At 32.6% G+C, this 16,987-nt stretch carries 10 protein-coding genes and 2 pseudogenes; 7 read left to right on the top strand and 5 right to left on the bottom strand.

Annotated features, from left to right (window positions below):
* The first annotated feature begins 81 nt into the window (after positions 1 to 81).
* A complete protein-coding gene (locus GKR88_18405; protein QMU66053.1) occupies positions 82 to 2,148 on the top strand; it encodes a DUF3520 domain-containing protein in 2,067 nt (688 codons plus the stop codon).
* Positions 2,149 to 2,206: 58 nt separating this feature from the next.
* On the opposite strand, the gene GKR88_18400 is transcribed toward GKR88_18405, so the two are convergent.
* The gene (locus GKR88_18400) at positions 2,207 to 2,503 is read right to left on the bottom strand and encodes a thioredoxin (GenBank protein ID QMU66052.1); all 297 of its coding nucleotides are present in this window, start codon (positions 2,501 to 2,503) and stop codon (positions 2,207 to 2,209) included.
* A 253-nt stretch (positions 2,504 to 2,756) separates the two neighbouring features.
* On the bottom strand, positions 2,757 to 3,977 hold the full coding sequence (locus GKR88_18395) for a metallophosphoesterase (protein ID QMU66051.1): 1,221 nt from the start codon (positions 3,975 to 3,977) through the stop codon (positions 2,757 to 2,759).
* 544 nt (positions 3,978 to 4,521) lie between these two features.
* Here GKR88_18395 and GKR88_18390 point away from each other — a divergent pair.
* Positions 4,522 to 6,399, top strand: a complete 1,878-nt coding sequence (locus GKR88_18390; GenBank protein ID QMU66050.1) for an N-6 DNA methylase — start codon at positions 4,522 to 4,524, stop codon at positions 6,397 to 6,399.
* Here GKR88_18390 and GKR88_18385 read toward each other — a convergent pair.
* Both GKR88_18385 and GKR88_18380 read right to left on the bottom strand, forming a co-directional pair.
* Positions 6,363 to 6,899 carry a hypothetical protein gene (locus GKR88_18385; protein QMU66049.1) on the bottom strand — a complete coding sequence of 179 codons (537 nt, stop codon included), beginning with the start codon at positions 6,897 to 6,899 and terminating at the stop codon, positions 6,363 to 6,365. The genes GKR88_18390 and GKR88_18385 overlap by 37 nt on opposite strands.
* Before the next feature lie 297 nt (positions 6,900 to 7,196).
* Positions 7,197 to 7,415, bottom strand: coding sequence for a helix-turn-helix domain-containing protein (locus tag GKR88_18380; protein QMU66048.1), 219 nt, complete (start codon positions 7,413 to 7,415; stop codon positions 7,197 to 7,199).
* Between the two features lie 347 nt (positions 7,416 to 7,762).
* On the opposite strand from GKR88_18380, the gene GKR88_18375 reads away from it, so the two are divergent.
* The 4 genes and pseudogenes from GKR88_18375 (at position 7,763) to GKR88_18360 (ending at position 15,300) form a co-directional block, all read left to right on the top strand.
* Positions 7,763 to 8,134 carry a transposase gene (locus GKR88_18375; GenBank protein ID QMU66047.1) on the top strand — a complete coding sequence of 124 codons (372 nt, stop codon included), beginning with the start codon at positions 7,763 to 7,765 and terminating at the stop codon, positions 8,132 to 8,134.
* On the top strand, positions 8,134 to 8,991 hold the full coding sequence (locus GKR88_18370; GenBank protein QMU66046.1) for an IS3 family transposase: 858 nt from the start codon (positions 8,134 to 8,136) through the stop codon (positions 8,989 to 8,991). Before GKR88_18375 ends, GKR88_18370 begins: the two co-directional genes overlap by 1 nt.
* A gap of 149 nt (positions 8,992 to 9,140) precedes the next feature.
* The gene (locus GKR88_18365) at positions 9,141 to 13,964 is read left to right on the top strand and encodes a RecQ family ATP-dependent DNA helicase (protein QMU66776.1); all 4,824 of its coding nucleotides are present in this window, start codon (positions 9,141 to 9,143) and stop codon (positions 13,962 to 13,964) included.
* Positions 13,965 to 14,310: 346 nt separating this feature from the next.
* Positions 14,311 to 15,300 (top strand): annotated as a pseudogene (locus GKR88_18360) (hypothetical protein).
* A 30-nt stretch (positions 15,301 to 15,330) separates the two neighbouring features.
* Here GKR88_18360 and GKR88_18355 read toward each other — a convergent pair.
* A protein-coding gene (locus GKR88_18355) for an IS3 family transposase (GenBank protein QMU66045.1) occupies positions 15,331 to 16,496 on the bottom strand; the annotation gives its coding sequence in 2 pieces (ribosomal slippage) (positions 15,331 to 16,247 and positions 16,247 to 16,496; 1,167 coding nt in all).
* A gap of 54 nt (positions 16,497 to 16,550) precedes the next feature.
* Between GKR88_18355 and GKR88_18350 the strand changes: the two are divergent.
* Positions 16,551 to 16,985: pseudogene (locus GKR88_18350) on the top strand (IS1182 family transposase).
* The last annotated feature ends 2 nt before the right edge of the window (positions 16,986 to 16,987 follow it).

Below are 16,987 nucleotides of genomic sequence, written 5' to 3'. Positions count from 1 at the left end.
ATAATGATAGCGTTCACTCATTTGTTGTTTTTTATACAATAAGCCGGTTGTAGGTTTACCCGGAATTTAAAACCTGCAACCATGTTAAAAAAAATCTTAAGCACACTGACGCTATTAATGATAGTAGCAACTCACGGACAACAGAAAAAAATTACGGGAACGGTTTCGGATGCAAGCGGAGCTTTGCCCCGAGTTACTATTATAATTAAAGGTACTACTAACGGAACCGAGACAGATTTTGACGGAAAATACACTATCAAAGCAAATATCGGCGATGTTTTGATCTTCTCCTATTTAGGCTACCAAACAGTAGAAAGAACTGTCGGAACTGCTAATAGTATTGATATAAAAATGGTTGAAGGGGGTAAAGTAATTGATGAATTTGTGGTTATAGGTTATGGAGTTAGCCCGGAATATGATGCTGTTTCAGTATCTGCAAAACGTGTGGAAAAGCAAGAGAGAAAAGCATACCGCAATAAAATAAGCAATCAACTAAGAGGGCAAACCGGCGGAATACAGATCACTCCTGACAATAAAAACAGCAGTACCGGAAGAACTACATCCAATAAAGAACCGCTTTATATTGTAGATGGAATCCCCATTCAATCTCAATATAACAGTATCGTTAAAAACCTGGGAAAAGACGCTCTAAAACATGTCAATGTTTATAAACCCGGAAGAGCCAAAAAAATGTTCGGAACATCAGCAAAAAACGGATGCATTGTGATTATTACTAAAAAAGGAAATTACAGGTTACAAAATGATGAGTCATATGCACAAATCAATGAAAATAAATTTGAACGAGTACAATTAGCTCCGTTGTCCACTTTTTCCATAGATGTAGACAAAGCTTCTTACAGTAATATCAGAAGAATGATAAATAACGGTCAAAAAATACCGTTTGATGCCATTAAAATTGAAGAAATGATCAACTATTTTGACTACGACTATCCTCAACCTAGAGACAATCATCCTTTTTCAATACATACCGAAGTTGTAAAAACTCCTTGGAATCCTCAAACAAAATTGGTGAGAATAGGTTTACAAGGGAAAGAGTATTTGCAAGAAAAACTACCCCCTTCTAATCTTACTTTTTTGATTGATGTTTCCGGTTCTATGAACTCTCAAAACAAATTACCTTTACTGAAATCTGCTTTTAAACTTTTAGTGAACCAATTAAGAAAACAAGACAAAGTAGCTATTGTTGTCTATGCCGGTGCTGCAGGGGTTGTATTAGAACCCACTTCAGGGAGTGATAAAGAAAAGATAATTGTTGCCTTAGATAATTTGGAATCCGGAGGGTCTACTGCCGGAGAAGCAGGCCTGAAATTGGCATATACATTAGCAGAAAAAAACTTCAAAAAAAGAGGTAATAACAGAGTTATCCTGGCAACAGACGGAGATTTTAATGTTGGCAAATCCAGCAATAAAGCTATGGAAAAACTAATTTCAGATAAAAGAAAATCAGGTGTGTTTTTATCCGTCTTAGGCTTTGGATATGGGAATTATAAAGATTCCAAATTAGAAATCTTAGCAGACAAAGGCAACGGAAATCACGCCTATATAGATTCAATGCAAGAAGCTCAAAAAGTCTTTGGGAAAGAATTTGGAGGCACCTTATATACCATTGCCAAAGATGTCAAAATTCAGGTAGAATTTAACCCGAAAAAAGTGCAGGCATATAGGCTCATTGGTTATGAAAACAGAATGCTAAACGATGAAGATTTTATGGACGATACCAAAGATGCAGGAGAATTAGGCTCCGGTCATACGGTTACCGCTCTATATGAAATCATTCCCATAGGAGTAAAAAGCAGCTATTTAAAGGATGTTCCGGCATTGAAGCACACAAAATTTTCGGACCATCAATCTAACCCCAATGAGCTATTTACAGTAAAATTCAGATACAAAAAACCGTCAGGTTTACAGAGTATAGAAATGATTCATATCCAGAAAGATGAATTAAATCAACTATCGGAAGACATGAAATTTGCCTCTGCCGTAGCTTTGTTTGGCATGAAATTAAGGAAATCCGAATTTCACAATAATGCAAAACTAACAGATGTGATTAAATTAGCCGAAGAGGGCAGGGGAACTGATAAGCAGGGATACAGAGCAGAATTTATACGACTGGTAAAAAGCCTATAATACCGTTTAAAGCCTGAAAGTTCCGGGTTTAAAGTGGTAAAACCTTTAAAGCAATTTTTTAAAGATATTGTTGTACTAAACTAATTAATGTGTTTGCATCCTGTTCTCCTGTCTGCCGCCATTTCATTTTTCCCTTCTTATATATCATAAAAGTAGGGTTTCCTTTAACGCGTAAAGCATCTGCCAGTAATTCATTTTTTTTGATATCAATCTTAATTACTTTCGCTTTATCCCCCAGAGCAGCAGCAACATCTTTTAAAGTATCTAAATTGGTATCCTCACCTTCCCAATCAAAATAAAAATCTATCAAAACCGGCTTTTCATCACCGCCAATTAATTCACCAAATTTTGTCATTTGTTATCGTTTTTGCCAATATTTTGAAGGCAATGGTTGTGTATAACATATACAAATATAACATTTTTAGAGATCTTTGCAAAATTGGGATATATTCCGTATTTGAATTGATTTGACTTCAAATTTCTTCCTTCTCGAAAATTTTAAATCTTCAAAACCAACAGGTTATTCCGGTTGAAAATGTTATTCGGATGTCGAACTTTTTTGCCAAATCAATGCTGCAAAGATCTCTTTTAATAAAATGCCTTGATTTTCAACTCTTTTTCAGTTTTATCACGGTTATTTCGGGCCAGATACCTACTCTTCCGGGAAAGGCATGATAACCAAACCCTCTGTTTACATTTATATACCTTCCAAATGCTTCATACATATCTGCCCATTGCTTATAGCGGTATTGAGAAGGGCTCCACCTGATGACTCCCGGAATTTCAATTCCCATTTGCAACCCATGTGTATGGCCACTCAATGTAAGATGATAATTAAAATCATTGTCTTTTACCTGTGCATCCCAGTGAGAAGGATCGTGGGTCATTAATATTTTAAAATCCGATTGCTCAACTTTTGTAGTTGCCTGTTGTAAATCTCCTAATTTCTTAAACCCTCTTCCCCAGTTTTCTACGCCTATAAGTGCCATTTTCTCGCCATCTTTTTCAATATACCTGCTTTCGTTTAGCAACAAATCAAAACCCATTCTGGGATGCAGTTCTTTTATGGCATTAAAATTAGCTTGCTTCTCTTCTTCTGTTTTCCAACTGATATACTCTCCGTAATCGTGATTCCCCAAAATAGAATACTTGCCATACGGAGCTTTTAAAGCTGCAAACATATCGATCCAACCTTCCATTTCTTCTGCTTTGGTATTGACAATATCACCTGTAAATAAAATCATGTCCGATGGTTGGCTGTGAATCATATCAACGCCATATTGCACCTTCTCTTTATTGGTAAAACTCCCGGAATGAATATCCGAAATCTGAGTAATGGTAAAACCATCAAAAGCATCCGGCAAGTCTTTAAAAAATAATTGATATGTCATTACTTTGTAATTATATCTTCCCCGAACCATTCCATAGATAAAAGAAGTAAAAGGAATGGCTGCCAGGCCCATGGCAATTTGTGAAATAAATTTTCTCCTTCCTGCCAAAGGTTGTACGGGGCCGCTGATAAAAGAACTTATTTTTACAACCCAACGATACACGTCTTCACCAAATAATACTAACAATAAAATTATTTTGGGGATCAAAATCGTCAACATCAACCCCATTGCCATCTGAAATTCTCTGGTTTGCCCGGCAGATCTTGGAGTGGTAAAAACGATATAAAAAAAGTTGCTGTAAATTCCAATCCCTGCCAGTATCCAAGCCCATTTAACAATTCGGTTTTTAGTGATGGTTTTAACCGCCTGAAAAGCATAAAACTCCAATGTACATATAATGGCCAGTAAAATAATTAAAAATAAAATCCACCGCGGCATAAATAAGGCTATTTTAAAAAATCAAACAAATATATAGAGACCTTTGCCAAAATAGCGATATATTCCGTATTGAAATTGATTTGGCTTCAAATTTCTTCCTTCTCGAAAATTTTAAATCCTCAAAACCAATAGGTTATTCCGGTTGAAAATGTTCTTCGGGTGTCGAACTTTTTTGCCAAATCAATGCTGCAAAAGTCTCGGTATTCAAAAAATGAAGAATCCTTTTAATGGTCTGTAAAATATCATTAAATTGTAAGGGAATTTTTAGAATTTTCTTAGTTTTATGATGAAAGCTAAAAAACATAAAGACAATCAAAACTTCTGCATATACCACCATAATGGCAGAATAAGAGGAAGAAAGTTCTGTATATAAACAAGTTACCCACAAGCTGAAAACCAGCCGCCCATTTTAGCACTTTCGGTTTTTTCTGATACATAAATCAAACGCTATAAAAACCAAAAGAGCTAAAATTTTCCAACGCTACGATTTGGATAGTTCAAATAAAAAGTCTAATTTTGTTACTTATAGTCAACAGGAATAAAAATGAATAAAAGCATAATAAATGAACTACTTAATTCTCACGAGATAAACCTCATTGAGAAACATCTCATTTATTCTTTTCTTCAAAACAATAATTTAGAAACAAACAAAAGCCCTATAATTTCAGAACTGTTAGCTGACTTTAAAACAGAACCAGAAATTTTTTTACTTGTTTCAACTCTTGACATTAGAGAATTAAAACTTTTAGAAAATTATCTTGAGCTTTTAATTCCGACAAATGACCGAAAAGTAAATGGAGCATTCTTTACTCCTACTTATGTTGTAGATTTTATAATCAAAGAAGTTTCTCCAAAAAACAAAGACAAATGTTTAGACCCTAGTTGTGGTTGCGGAGCATTTTTAATAGGCTTGGTAGAATATTACCAAAAGACTTTCAATAAAAGCATAAAGGAAACAATCAAAGAAAATATCTATGGTTCTGACATATTAAATTACAACGTGAAACGTTCAAAAGTAATTTTATCACTTTTCGGACTTCTAAACAATGAAGTTATTGTAGAATCTGACTTCAATATTTATAATCAAGATAGTTTAAAAACAGATTGGGAAAACGAATTTGAAATAATCGTTGGAAATCCACCTTATGTTAAGTTCCAAGATTTAAGTGACGATAATAGGTTGTATTTAATCAACAATTGTAAAAGTATCGAAAACGGAACTTTCAATTTATATTTCGCATTCTTTGAATTAGGACATAAACTATTAACCACAAACGGAAAATTAGGATACATTACGCCAAATAATTATTTTACTTCTTTAGCAGGTTTATCACTTCGTCAATATTTTTTACAAAATAAATGTATAACAAGAATTGTAGATTTTAGAGACAAAAAAGTTTTTGATGCTCAAACTTACACAGCAATTACATTTGCTAATAAAAAGGTAAACGAATCTATTTTATTTGACAAAATTAAAGACGAGCAATCTTGTTCTGCTTTTTTAATTTCAGCAAATGGCTCACCTAATTATTTAGAAAACTTGGAGGTTGGAAAATGGCGTTTATTAAAAACCAAAGAACAGGAAAACATTAAAATAATTGAGAGCATTGGAACTCCAATAAAACAATTATTTAATATTGCTGTAGGAATTGCAACCTTAAAAGACGAAGTCTTTTTTATAGATTCTGTAAACGAAAAAAACGGGTATTTAACAAAAACCACAGAAAACGGAACATTCTTAATTGAAAAAGAAATAACAAGACCTGTTTATAAAATATCTCAATTTAAAAGTCAAAAAGATATTGAAAACAACACTTTAAGAATTATTACTCCATATCAGACAAACTCTAAAAATGCAGTTCCAATTTTGGAAGAAGAGTTTATTGCTAAATACCCTAAATGCTACGAATTTTTACTTTCGGAGAAAGAGAAATTAGAAGGTCGTGAAAAAGGTAAAAAAGTATTCTCACCTTTTTACGTTTGGGGTAGAACACAAGGAATTACACGTTTCGGAAAAAAAATATTAAACCCAACATTTAGCAAACATCCAAGATTTTTATTCGTTCTGGAAGAAGATGCTTATTACACAAATGGTTACGGAATTTATTTTGACCGAGACAATTCCAATAAAACTTCATTATTTGAGGATTCAACTCACGAAATGTCAAAGGAAGAAAACATTTCAATCGTTCAGAAAATTTTGAATTCTATTGTTATGGATTATTATGTGAGCAATACAAGTGTTTCTATTCAAGGTGGTTTCCCTTGTTATCAGAAGAACTTCATTGAGAAATTTACTATTCCAAACTTTACAAAAGAAGAAATACAAATATTAAATTGTCTTGATGACAGAATGAAAATTGATGAATTTTTAATTGATAAATATCAGCTTAATATTCCTGTTCCAAATCTTTTATCATAGACTTCTGTCAATCTATCAACAAAACCATCATAACTCAAATTCGTCATATCTGCAGTCGAGCCAGCAGGTAGAATGCCATCAGCATTTAATTCTGCATTATTATTATAAATCTTAACAGGAGTTTGAGAAAAATCAGCCAATATTAACGCTATTCTCTCATATTTAAAATCATCATCTCTTTGACTACTTCTCATATTCAAAGCTGCAAAACCTTTAATATACCTTTCAATATATCTACCGACAGAAGCCGTATGAGATTTATATGCAACATTGTTTAGAGCTACTTGTGCGGAATCCAATTCTCTAACAGAAAGTAAATAAACTTCTCCCAAAACCATTTTAGGTAGTATTCTGTGCAAATTTAAAGGTTCTGCATAAGTTCTTTCATACATAGTATCAATATTATTACCAATGCTACTCAATTGACTTCTAACATTTACTGACAAAATATGCTCTGTAAATAATTCGCCATAAGGTTCTGTAACTCCAGTAGCGTACAATCCATTAAAATCTAATAGTTCAACAATTTGAGGTTTATTATTTGGGAAAACACAAATATCTTGCTTTTTAAACTTTAAAAATCCTGCTAACGTCTTTTCACCATTTGATTGACCTAATTAATGGTGGATGAATTAAATTGGCATTCACGCCTTTTTGTATAAGTGACGTTTTAACAACTTCGTGTAACATATTAATTACACCTTGCGACCTAATTACAGATGTTTTTCCTGCAGTTCCATTAGTTGTAATTGCATTCTCTACTGTCGTTTTAATGCTATTTACGCAATCTTGTAATGTCATATAAATATCTTTGAATTGAAAAATGTAGTCAAGTTTTCTCCTAACGCATTAGCAATTTTTTCAATGTTAACAATTGAAATATTTCTTTGACCGTTTTCGACACTTGCAATGTAGCTTCTGTCTAAATCTGATGCATAAGCTAAATCCTTTTGAGACATCTGTTTAACATCTCTTAATTCTTTAATACGATTTCCTATTTTAGACTTTATTTCCACAATTGCAAAGTTGAGGAAATGTTGACTATAAATCAAAGACTATAAGTAACATTTAAAAATAAAGCCAACGCTAAAAGTCATACACATTTGTAATTCGCTCAAGCCAACGCTACGCCAAAAATTGCAAAAGAGTATGTCTTTGCCAACGCTGAAAAACAAGCTGAACGGAATAAAGCCAGTGGGTAACAACGTATATAAAAAATAGCTTTTTAGTGCTTAATCGAAGTGAAATTCATATATTTAATGTCTGCGTTTAACCGAAAAACTAGTGCCTAAAATCCGCTACTTTTCATATACAAGACCGTTGTGACCCGTCCTGAAATATGTATACAAAAAACAACAAGTATATGTATAAAAATGATGGATATGTAAGACGTTATAGTGAGAGTTTTAAACTCAAAGTATTAGCAGAACTTACCAAAGGAAACCATTCCAAAAGACAAATTGCCTTAACTTACGGCATACAATCTAGTACGATAAACGTATGGATTAAAAAATATGACCGTAAAGATTTAATGAACACCCGTGTAACCGTGCAAACAGACGACGAATTATCCCGTATTAAAGCCCTTCAAAAAGAGCTAAAACAACTCAAAGATCTTCTTATTAAAAAGGATCTAGATAAACTTGTGAATGATAGTTATCTTGAAGTAGCTGCTGAAAATCTTGGCTATAAAAATGTTGAAGAATTAAAAAAAAACTTAAACATAAAGCCTTAATGAAAATAGCACCGATTAATAGAAAAAAAAGAAGGTACGCCATCGCTACTATTTGTAATGCTTTCGAGTTAAAAAGAGATGCTTATTACAAATATCAAAAAAGGTTTGTTCTTAAAAAACAAATAGAACAAAATGTAATAATGCTTGTTAAAAAAAGCAGGAAAACATTACCCAGAGAAGGTACTAGAAAGCTAATGAAATCCTTACATAATGATTTTAGGAAACAGAATATAAATATAGGTAGAGACCAGTTATTTAGAATCTTAAAAGAAAATAATTTGTTAATTAGAAGGAAAAAATATTCTTCTAAAACAACCAACTCTTACCATCGTTTTTATAAATATAAAAATATCATAAAAGACCTGATCATTAATAGACCTAACCAAGTTTGGGCTTCGGATATTACCTATATAAGAACTATAAATGGATTTTGTTATTTAGCACTTATTACTGATATGTATTCAAGAAAAATAGTAGGCTATGATATTAGTGATAGTTTAGAACTTAAAGGCTGTGTTAGAGCTTTAAATAAAGCTATTTATCAAACTAAAAATACCGAAGAAATCATACATCATTCTGATAGAGGAATACAATATTGTAGCAATGTTTATACTCAAATTTTGAAAAGAAAAAAGATACAAATCAGTATGACCCAAGAAAATCATTGCTACGAAAACGCAATGGCCGAAAGAGTTAACGGAATTTTAAAAGATGAATTCTTCCTCGACCAAACATTTACAAATATCAATCACGCCAAAAAAGCAACAAAAAATGCAATCAAATTATATAATAATAAAAGATTACATTTATCTTTAGATTATAAAACACCTAATTACGTGCACAAAAATGTAGCATAAATTTTAATAATTAACTGTAGCCCTATTTTAGGACGAGACATGCGAAAAAAGAGCCAACCGCACAAATAGCACATTTGGTTTTTTGCCAACACATGGACAAACGCTAAAAAAACCAAAAGAGCTATTTTTTGCCAATGCTCTAAATTATGATAAACAAAATTCTATATATAGACATTGAGACCAACAAGAATGGCAAGATAAAGGATGTTGGAGCACTTTTTAATGGACAAGAATTACACGAAAGTGAGCTTACTAAAATTGAAAAATGGATTAATCAAACTGAATATATATGTGGTCACAATATAGTTGCTCATGATATTCCATTTTTAGAAAAAGTACTTGGGCATGAAATTTTTAGAAATAAAAAAATAGTAGATACACTGCTTTGGTCTCCATTGCTTTTCAGCGATAACCCGTATAACAAATTAGTAAAAGGTTATAAAATTGTTAACGATAGTGATTATAATAATCCTCTGTCAGACTGCAAGCTTACAAAGCAATTATTAATAGACGAACTCAATAAATTCAATGAATTAGATACTGTTATTCAACAAGTTTATGCTAATTTACTTATTAGCTCAAATGCTTATTCAGGCTTTTTAAAATTAATTAATTTTAAAATCAGCAACATTGATACTGCTATTGAAATAAGTGAGTTATTCAAAAATAAAATTTGTGATAGTGCCAATATTTCTCAATTTGCCAAAGACAATCCTATTGAACTTGCCTATGCTTTTTCACTAATAAACACTAAAGAAGATAAATCTGTTTTAGCATATTGGATAAATAAGGCTCTACCTAAAACAAAACAAATATTAGATGATATCAGGTTTAAGTTTTGTGGAAACCCGAGTTGTAATTATTGTAATTCGAATCTAAACCCTAAAAAAGCGTTACAATCCTATTTTGGTTATAAAGATTTTAGAAAATTTGACCAAAATGAAGAAATAAGTTTACAAGAAAAAACAGTTAGAGCCGGAATAAGGTCAGCTTCATTTGTAGCTGTTTTTCCTACTGGAGGAGGAAAATCTCTCACCTTTCAATTACCCGCCTTAATGAAAGGCTCTTTATCTCGTCAATTAACAGTAGTTATATCTCCTTTAGTATCGTTAATGAAAGATCAGGTTGAGAACCTTGAAAAACGTTTTGATATTACAAAGGCTGTAGCTATTAATGGCTTGTTATCTCCATTGGAAAGACAAGATGCCATTGAAAGGGTAGAAAAAGGAGGTGTCCAATTATTATATTTATCTCCCGAATCTCTGCGGTCACCGACAATTTCAAGGATTCTAAAACAACGTTCAATAGCTAGATTCGTAATTGATGAAGCACATTGCTTTTCTTCTTGGGGACAAGATTTTAGAGTCGATTATTTATACATAGCAGATTTCATTCAAAACTTTGAAGAAAATAGGATGTCAGGTAAAATACCTGTATCATGCTTTACAGCAACTGCAAAGCCCCAAGTGATAGAGGATATCAAAACGTACTTCAAGACTAAACTTGATATTGAATTAAATGAATTTGTAACAAGAGCGAGTAGAACTAACTTAAAATATGAAGTAATCGATGTTGAAGATCCTGATCGAAAGATGAAGGCATTACTCCCTCTATTAGACCGTTGTGAAAAACCAGCAATCATCTATGCGTCAAGGACGAAGAGAGTTGAAGAAATACATAGTTTAATAGAAAAGGCTGGTTTTAACTCTACCTATTTTCATGGTAAATTAGATAAGGATGTAAAAAAGGATTACATGGATGCTTTTATGAATAATGAAAAAGACATTATTGTGGCAACATCAGCTTTTGGAATGGGAGTAGATAAGGATGATGTGAAATCAGTAATACATTATAACATATCCGATTCTTTAGAAAACTATGTACAAGAAGCAGGAAGAGCAGGAAGAGATGAAAAAATACAAGCAAAATGTTACATTTTATTTAACGAACAGGATTTAAACAAACATTTTAGTTTGTTGCAACAAACCAAAATTAATCAAAAAGAGGTTCAGCAAATTTGGCAAGCACTCAAGTATTTATCGAAATATAAAAAAACAAAGAAGATAAGTAACTCTGCTTTAGAGATAGCACAAAAAGCAGGTTGGGATACTGAAATTCAAGAATTAGAAACTAGAGTTAAGGCTTCAGTTGCAGCACTGGAATACCAAGGTTTTTTAAAACGAAAGCAAAATTCACCAAGCATATTTGCGAATAGTTTGATGGTTCCAAACATTTCCAAAGCTCTCAAAAGAATACACCAAAGTAAAGGTATTACTGAAATTCAAATAGAACATTGTTCAAGGGTTCTTCAACGTATAGTTAAGGATGATGAATGCAGAATTGACTATTTGGCAGATAGAACAGGGTTGAAACTAAAAGAAATAAGAGATGTCATTGATTTATTAAGAGACCTACAAATTCTTGGAGATGCAAAAGACTTAACTGCATTTATTAATTTGACGCAGTCTAGCAACAGCTCAAAAAAAATACTTGAGCGTTATCGGAAAATTGAAATTACAATGCATAAAATATTGCCTAAGAATATTAAAATATCAATGCGGCAATTGAATCAAAACATAATAGATGAAGGTGTCGAAAAAACATCAATTGATGCAGTAAAGAATATTCTTAATTATTGGGAAATAAGAAATTTTATTCAAAAAAAGCGAGTAGACCGAGAAAATGATTTATACCAAATAAAAGTTAAACAGTATGATTCATTAACTGAGGATATAAAATGGAGGCATGAATTGACATTAGATGTGTATGAACTTCTTGAAAAATTTCATATTGAACAAAAAGAAAAACTAAAAACTCAAGATAAAAAAGACTTGCCTGTTAGTTTTTCAATGTTAGAACTCAAAAATTCCAATCAACTATTCGGACAAATAAAAGAGGAGGATGTTAAACGATATGAGAAGACACTATTATTTCTAAATCAAATAAAATCAATAAAGTTAGAAGGCGGTTTTATGGTGTCTTACAATAGACTGAATATTGAAGAAATTAACGATTCAATACCAAGGTTCACAAATGAGAACTTTAAGAAAATGGATCAGCATTACCACCATAAGACAGAACAAATCCATATTGTTGGTGAATATGCCAAAAGAAGGCTCCAAAACTACGAATCTGCCTTAGCATATGTTAATGACTACTTTAGTCAACCTTATGAAGAGTTTCTATTCAAGTATTTTCCAAGACGAAAAAAGGAAATAGGAACACCATTAACTCCTACTCGCCTTAAAGAAATAATAGGTGAATTAGATACAGACCAATCAAGAATTGTAAATGATGGGAAGTCTAACAATATATTAATCTTAGCGGGCCCTGGAAGCGGAAAAACTAAGGTTTTGGTTCATAAAATCGCTAGCCTATTGTTATTAGAAGATATTAAGCCTGAACAATTTTTAATGCTCACATTTTCAAAAGCAGCTTCTTTAGAATTTAGAGCCAGAGCCCGAAAACTTGTTCCCGAATACTCCGGGCTTATTAAAATTACAACCTTTCACGGTTTTTGTTTTCAATTAATGGGACAGTTGGGAGATTTAAAGAAATCTGAAAATGTAATTCAAGATTGTATTAAAGCAATTAATACTGAAGAAATTGATATCTCATCTATTATTAATAAAAGCGTATTGCTTTTGGATGAATTTCAAGATGTAAACGATATTGAATGGGAACTAATTCAAACAATAATAACGAAAGCGGGTAACATTAGAGTGATTGCTGTTGGTGATGACGATCAAAACATATATGGGTTTAGGGGGGCTTCCAATAAGAACATGCTAGAGTTTAAAAAGAAGTATAATGCTACTCAGTATTCTTTAATTAAAAACTACAGAAGCAGTTCAAATATCATTCATTTCAATAATGAATTACTTAATAAAGTGCCAAATCGGTTAAAGACTCAAGTGTTAGAGCCAGTTAATAAACAAGTTTTATCCAATATCAGATTAGTTAGATATACTACTTCTTTTTTGGAGAAATCACTAGCAGAAATGGTAATTAAAGACAATTTTAATGGAACAAGAGCCATTTTAGTTAGGACGAATAAACAAGCTTTAATGTTAAGAACTTTTCTAAATGAATTTGATCAAAAAACAAGATTAATTACTGGGTTAGAAGGATTTAGTTTGGATCACTTATTTGAACTAAGAACCTTTACAGAATTTCTTAAACAGAAAAAAAATGATGCTGGTATAATTTTTAATAACGAATGGAATGAAGCAAAAGACCATTTTAAGTCAAAACATCATTCTAGTATTCACATTGATATCTGTTTAGAAATTATTATGAAATTTGAAGTGAATTATGACAAACAAAAACAGCTTATAGATTGGTACGATTATATCCGAGAAATAAAAATGGAAGATGCGATAAATGCTGATGCCAATGCAATTATTATAGCAACCATGCATAAAGCAAAAGGGAAAGAATTTGACCATGTATATTTGCTCCTAGAAGATTATAATTTTAATAACACGGAGTCTAAACGAGTTTTGTATGTTGGTTGTTCTAGAGCAAAGAAAAGTTTGCAGATACATTGTAACTCATCATTTTTTGATGACTTTGACTCTAGCAAACTAGACATGATCAGATATACAGGAATAACAGAACAGCCAAAACATTTTGAATTAGTATTAGGACACAAAGACATTAACTTGGGTTCTCAAAAATATTTTAAAACATTAAATAGAATTAATACTCTCAAATCAGGAGACGACCTTGAGAATGACACTGTACAGTTTACGGATAACGTAGGAATAGGATTAGCCAAAAAAGATGGAGGAAATGTGCTATTGTTTTCAAGACATTTCATTGATAAAAAATATAACACTTTTATCAAGGATGGTTATCAGCTAACAGGTGGAAATGTTGAGTATTTAGTTTACTGGTTTGATAAGAAAGATGATAAAGAATATAAGATTGTGCTACCTAAATTAAAGTTTAATAAAAAAGAAAATAAATAATGTTTGCCTTAACTAAGAATTTACATTATGAAACTGCCAACGCATAAAGCCATACACATTGCCAAGTCGCTCAAGAGACAGCCGCAAGAGCCAAAACTTGTCAAAGAGTATGCCTTTGTCAACCCTACAAACAGAATGAAAAATAAAGCACGAAAACACAACAAAGTATAAAAATAATAGCCGCAACAGTAGTATTTTATAGGGCTTTAGCTCGCTTCAACTTTCTTGTAACTCGAAAGGAAAGTGCCATGCAGTCGGCTACTATTCTTATACTAGCCCGTCAGACTGTCTCAAAACTCTGTTTAATTTTCTTTTTAGATTTCTTAAAAAGTTGTATTTTAAAGCTATGGAATATATTAAGAAAATCCCTCGCAATCAGCTCAGTTTTTTTCCTACTGCTTTAGATGATTTAATTGACTCAGAAAATACTGTTCGCTTTATTGATGTATTTGTAGATTCTATAGAACTAAAGGCATTAGGCTTTCAAATGCTCTCACATACTGGTAAACCACCCTATAATCCCTGTGATTTACTCAAACTATACATCTACGGCTACATGAACCGTATAGGTTCTTCACGTGCTTTAGAAAAAGAATGTCATCGCAATGTAGAACTCATGTGGCTCTTAGGCAATCTCAAAGCTGACCACAACACCATTAACCGATTTAGAAAAAACAATCCCAAAGCAATCAAGCCAGTATTTAGACAAAGTGTAGCAATAGCCAAAAACTTTAACCTAATTGGAGGCTTGCTTATTGCAGGGGATTCTACCAAACTAAGGGCTCAAAATTCTAAAAAAAACAATTACAATAAAAAGAAAATAGAACGTCATTTAGCTTATATTGATAAAAAGTTAGATCAGCATAACCAAACCTTAGCCAACGCTGACGGGGATGCACCATACGATGATCATAGCAATCAAAAACAACTCATCGAAAAGCAACTCCAAAACCACAGGGCACATAAAGCAAAGTACCACCATATTAAGCAACAACTCGATAATGACAACTCTTGTGAAAACCCTCAAATATCAACCACTGATCCTGATAGCAGACACCAAATTGTTCGCAGGCTCATCACTGAAGTTTGCTATACCGCACAAACCACAGTAGATCACAAACACAAATTACTGATTGATTATAAAATTACCAATAGCAATGATAAAAAAACGATGGGTACTATGCTTAGACGTGCAAAGACCAGTCTTAGGCACACCAACTTCACTGCACTATATGACAAAGGCTATCATACAGCTAGCGAATTTAATGTCGCCGATCATTTAGGTATTAACACTCTTGTAGCTATTCCTGGTATTGGTAGAAGCAGTCAAGCACCTTGGATATGCAACAAAAAATGGTACAAAAAGTTAAGCTACATTTTTGATTTGATATAATTTTTCAAATTCGATGATATTTTTGTAACCAAGAGCAGAATGTCTTCTGTATCTGTTGTACCAAGTTTCTATGTATTCAAAGACTTTAATTTGAAGACTTTTGTTGGATATAAACTTATTGTCTATCATTAGTTCTGTTTTGATTGTTTTAAAAAAAGATTCAGCTACTGCATTATCCCAACAGTTTCCTTTTCTACTCATACTGGGTGTTACATGATAACTTTTAAGGATATTAACAAACGCATGAGATGCGTATTGTACACCTCGATCAGAATGAAAAATCATACCTTCACAAGGCATTCTGTTGTTTACAGCCATTCTCCATGCAGCAATGATAGTTTGTCTTGCTTTGAGTCCATTGCTCAAAGACCAACCAATGACTTTACGATCAAACAGGTCAATAATTACCGTTAAGTACAGCCATCCTTGTGCAGTCTTTAAATAGGTAATATCAGAAACCCATTTCTGTGCAGCAGCGGTAGCTTTAAAATCTCTATCCAATACATTATCAGCTACTGGATATTGATGCTTAGAATCTGTCGTGACAACAAATTTCTTTTTACGAACTGCTTTAATCCCGTGTTTTTTCATCAATCGTGCTACCCTAGGCCTAGATACTTTAAACCCTTTAGCTTTGAGTTCCTCTGTAATTCTAGGACTTCCATAAGTGGATTTACTTCGCTCACAGATACGGTGAATCTCAGAGAGTAGCATACGATTTTTTCCATCTCTATCTGATGGAACATAATTCTTACTCCTGTAATAACTGTTTCTACTAATTTTAAAAATTTTACACATCTTCCCAACCGGATATTCTCTACTGTAATCTTTGATAAATTTCAATACTTCCGATCGCTCTTGGAGAAGATGCTCACGGCCTTTTTTAAGATATCCCGCTCCATGGTAACATCCTTGAGCTGTTTACGTAATCGCTCTAACTCTTTCTGATCTTCTGTGAGTTGTTTGACGCCATTACCGCTAAAAGCTAAATCAGGACGCTGTTCTAATTCTCTACGCCATCTGTAAATAAGATCTGCACTGATTCCCAATTCCATGGCAATCTGCTTTGTGTTACCTCGTACATTGCTTAATTCTACTGCTTTAACTTTAAACTCTTTACTGTATTTTCTTCGTTTCATATGGTTAAGTTATTTTAGATAAAATTAGCTTAACTCTTTGTCACTCTAAATGTAGCAAGTCCACCTAACCCTAATTACAACGTAGAACACTTTACTTACAAAAAAGAAAACGATAGCTACACCTGTCCTGAAAATCAAACCTTAACCAGTAATGGCAGTTGGTATAAAACCAGAAATTATACATTTAAACAATACAAAACCAAAGCCTGTAAATCTTGCCCTATGCGTGAACAATGCACCACCGCTAAAGTGAATGGTAAAATTGTGCAACGTAGTCAATACGCACAAAACATTGAAAACAATGCCAAACGTATTAAAAATAGTGGTAATGCTTATAAACAAAGACAGGCAATTGTAGCGCATCCCTATGGCACCATAAAACGGCAATGGGGAGTTGACCATATTATCACTAAAAAAGGAATCAATAGAGCTTCGGCTGACTTTGGATTGATAGCTACAGCTTACAATTTAAAAAGGATCATCAATATTAT

This window comes from Flavobacteriaceae bacterium, assembly GCA_014075215.1.
Taxonomy (GTDB): domain Bacteria; phylum Bacteroidota; class Bacteroidia; order Flavobacteriales; family Flavobacteriaceae; genus Polaribacter.
Note: the sequence above shows the minus strand (reverse complement) of the source record. Positions and strands in the feature narration are given on the sequence as shown.

What these genes read in the sequence shown, in the direction of transcription:
- GKR88_18375 (QMU66047.1), top strand. Translation starts at nt 7,763, where the DNA reads ATGTATAAAAATGATGGATATGTAAGACGTTATAGTGAGAGTTTTAAA.
- GKR88_18405 (QMU66053.1), top strand. Translation starts at nt 82, where the DNA reads ATGTTAAAAAAAATCTTAAGCACACTGACGCTATTAATGATAGTAGCA.
- GKR88_18370 (QMU66046.1), top strand. Translation starts at nt 8,134, where the DNA reads ATGAAAATAGCACCGATTAATAGAAAAAAAAGAAGGTACGCCATCGCT.
- GKR88_18395 (QMU66051.1), bottom strand. Translation starts at nt 3,977, where the DNA reads ATGCCGCGGTGGATTTTATTTTTAATTATTTTACTGGCCATTATATGT.
- GKR88_18390 (QMU66050.1), top strand. Translation starts at nt 4,522, where the DNA reads ATGAATAAAAGCATAATAAATGAACTACTTAATTCTCACGAGATAAAC.
- GKR88_18400 (QMU66052.1), bottom strand. Translation starts at nt 2,503, where the DNA reads ATGACAAAATTTGGTGAATTAATTGGCGGTGATGAAAAGCCGGTTTTG.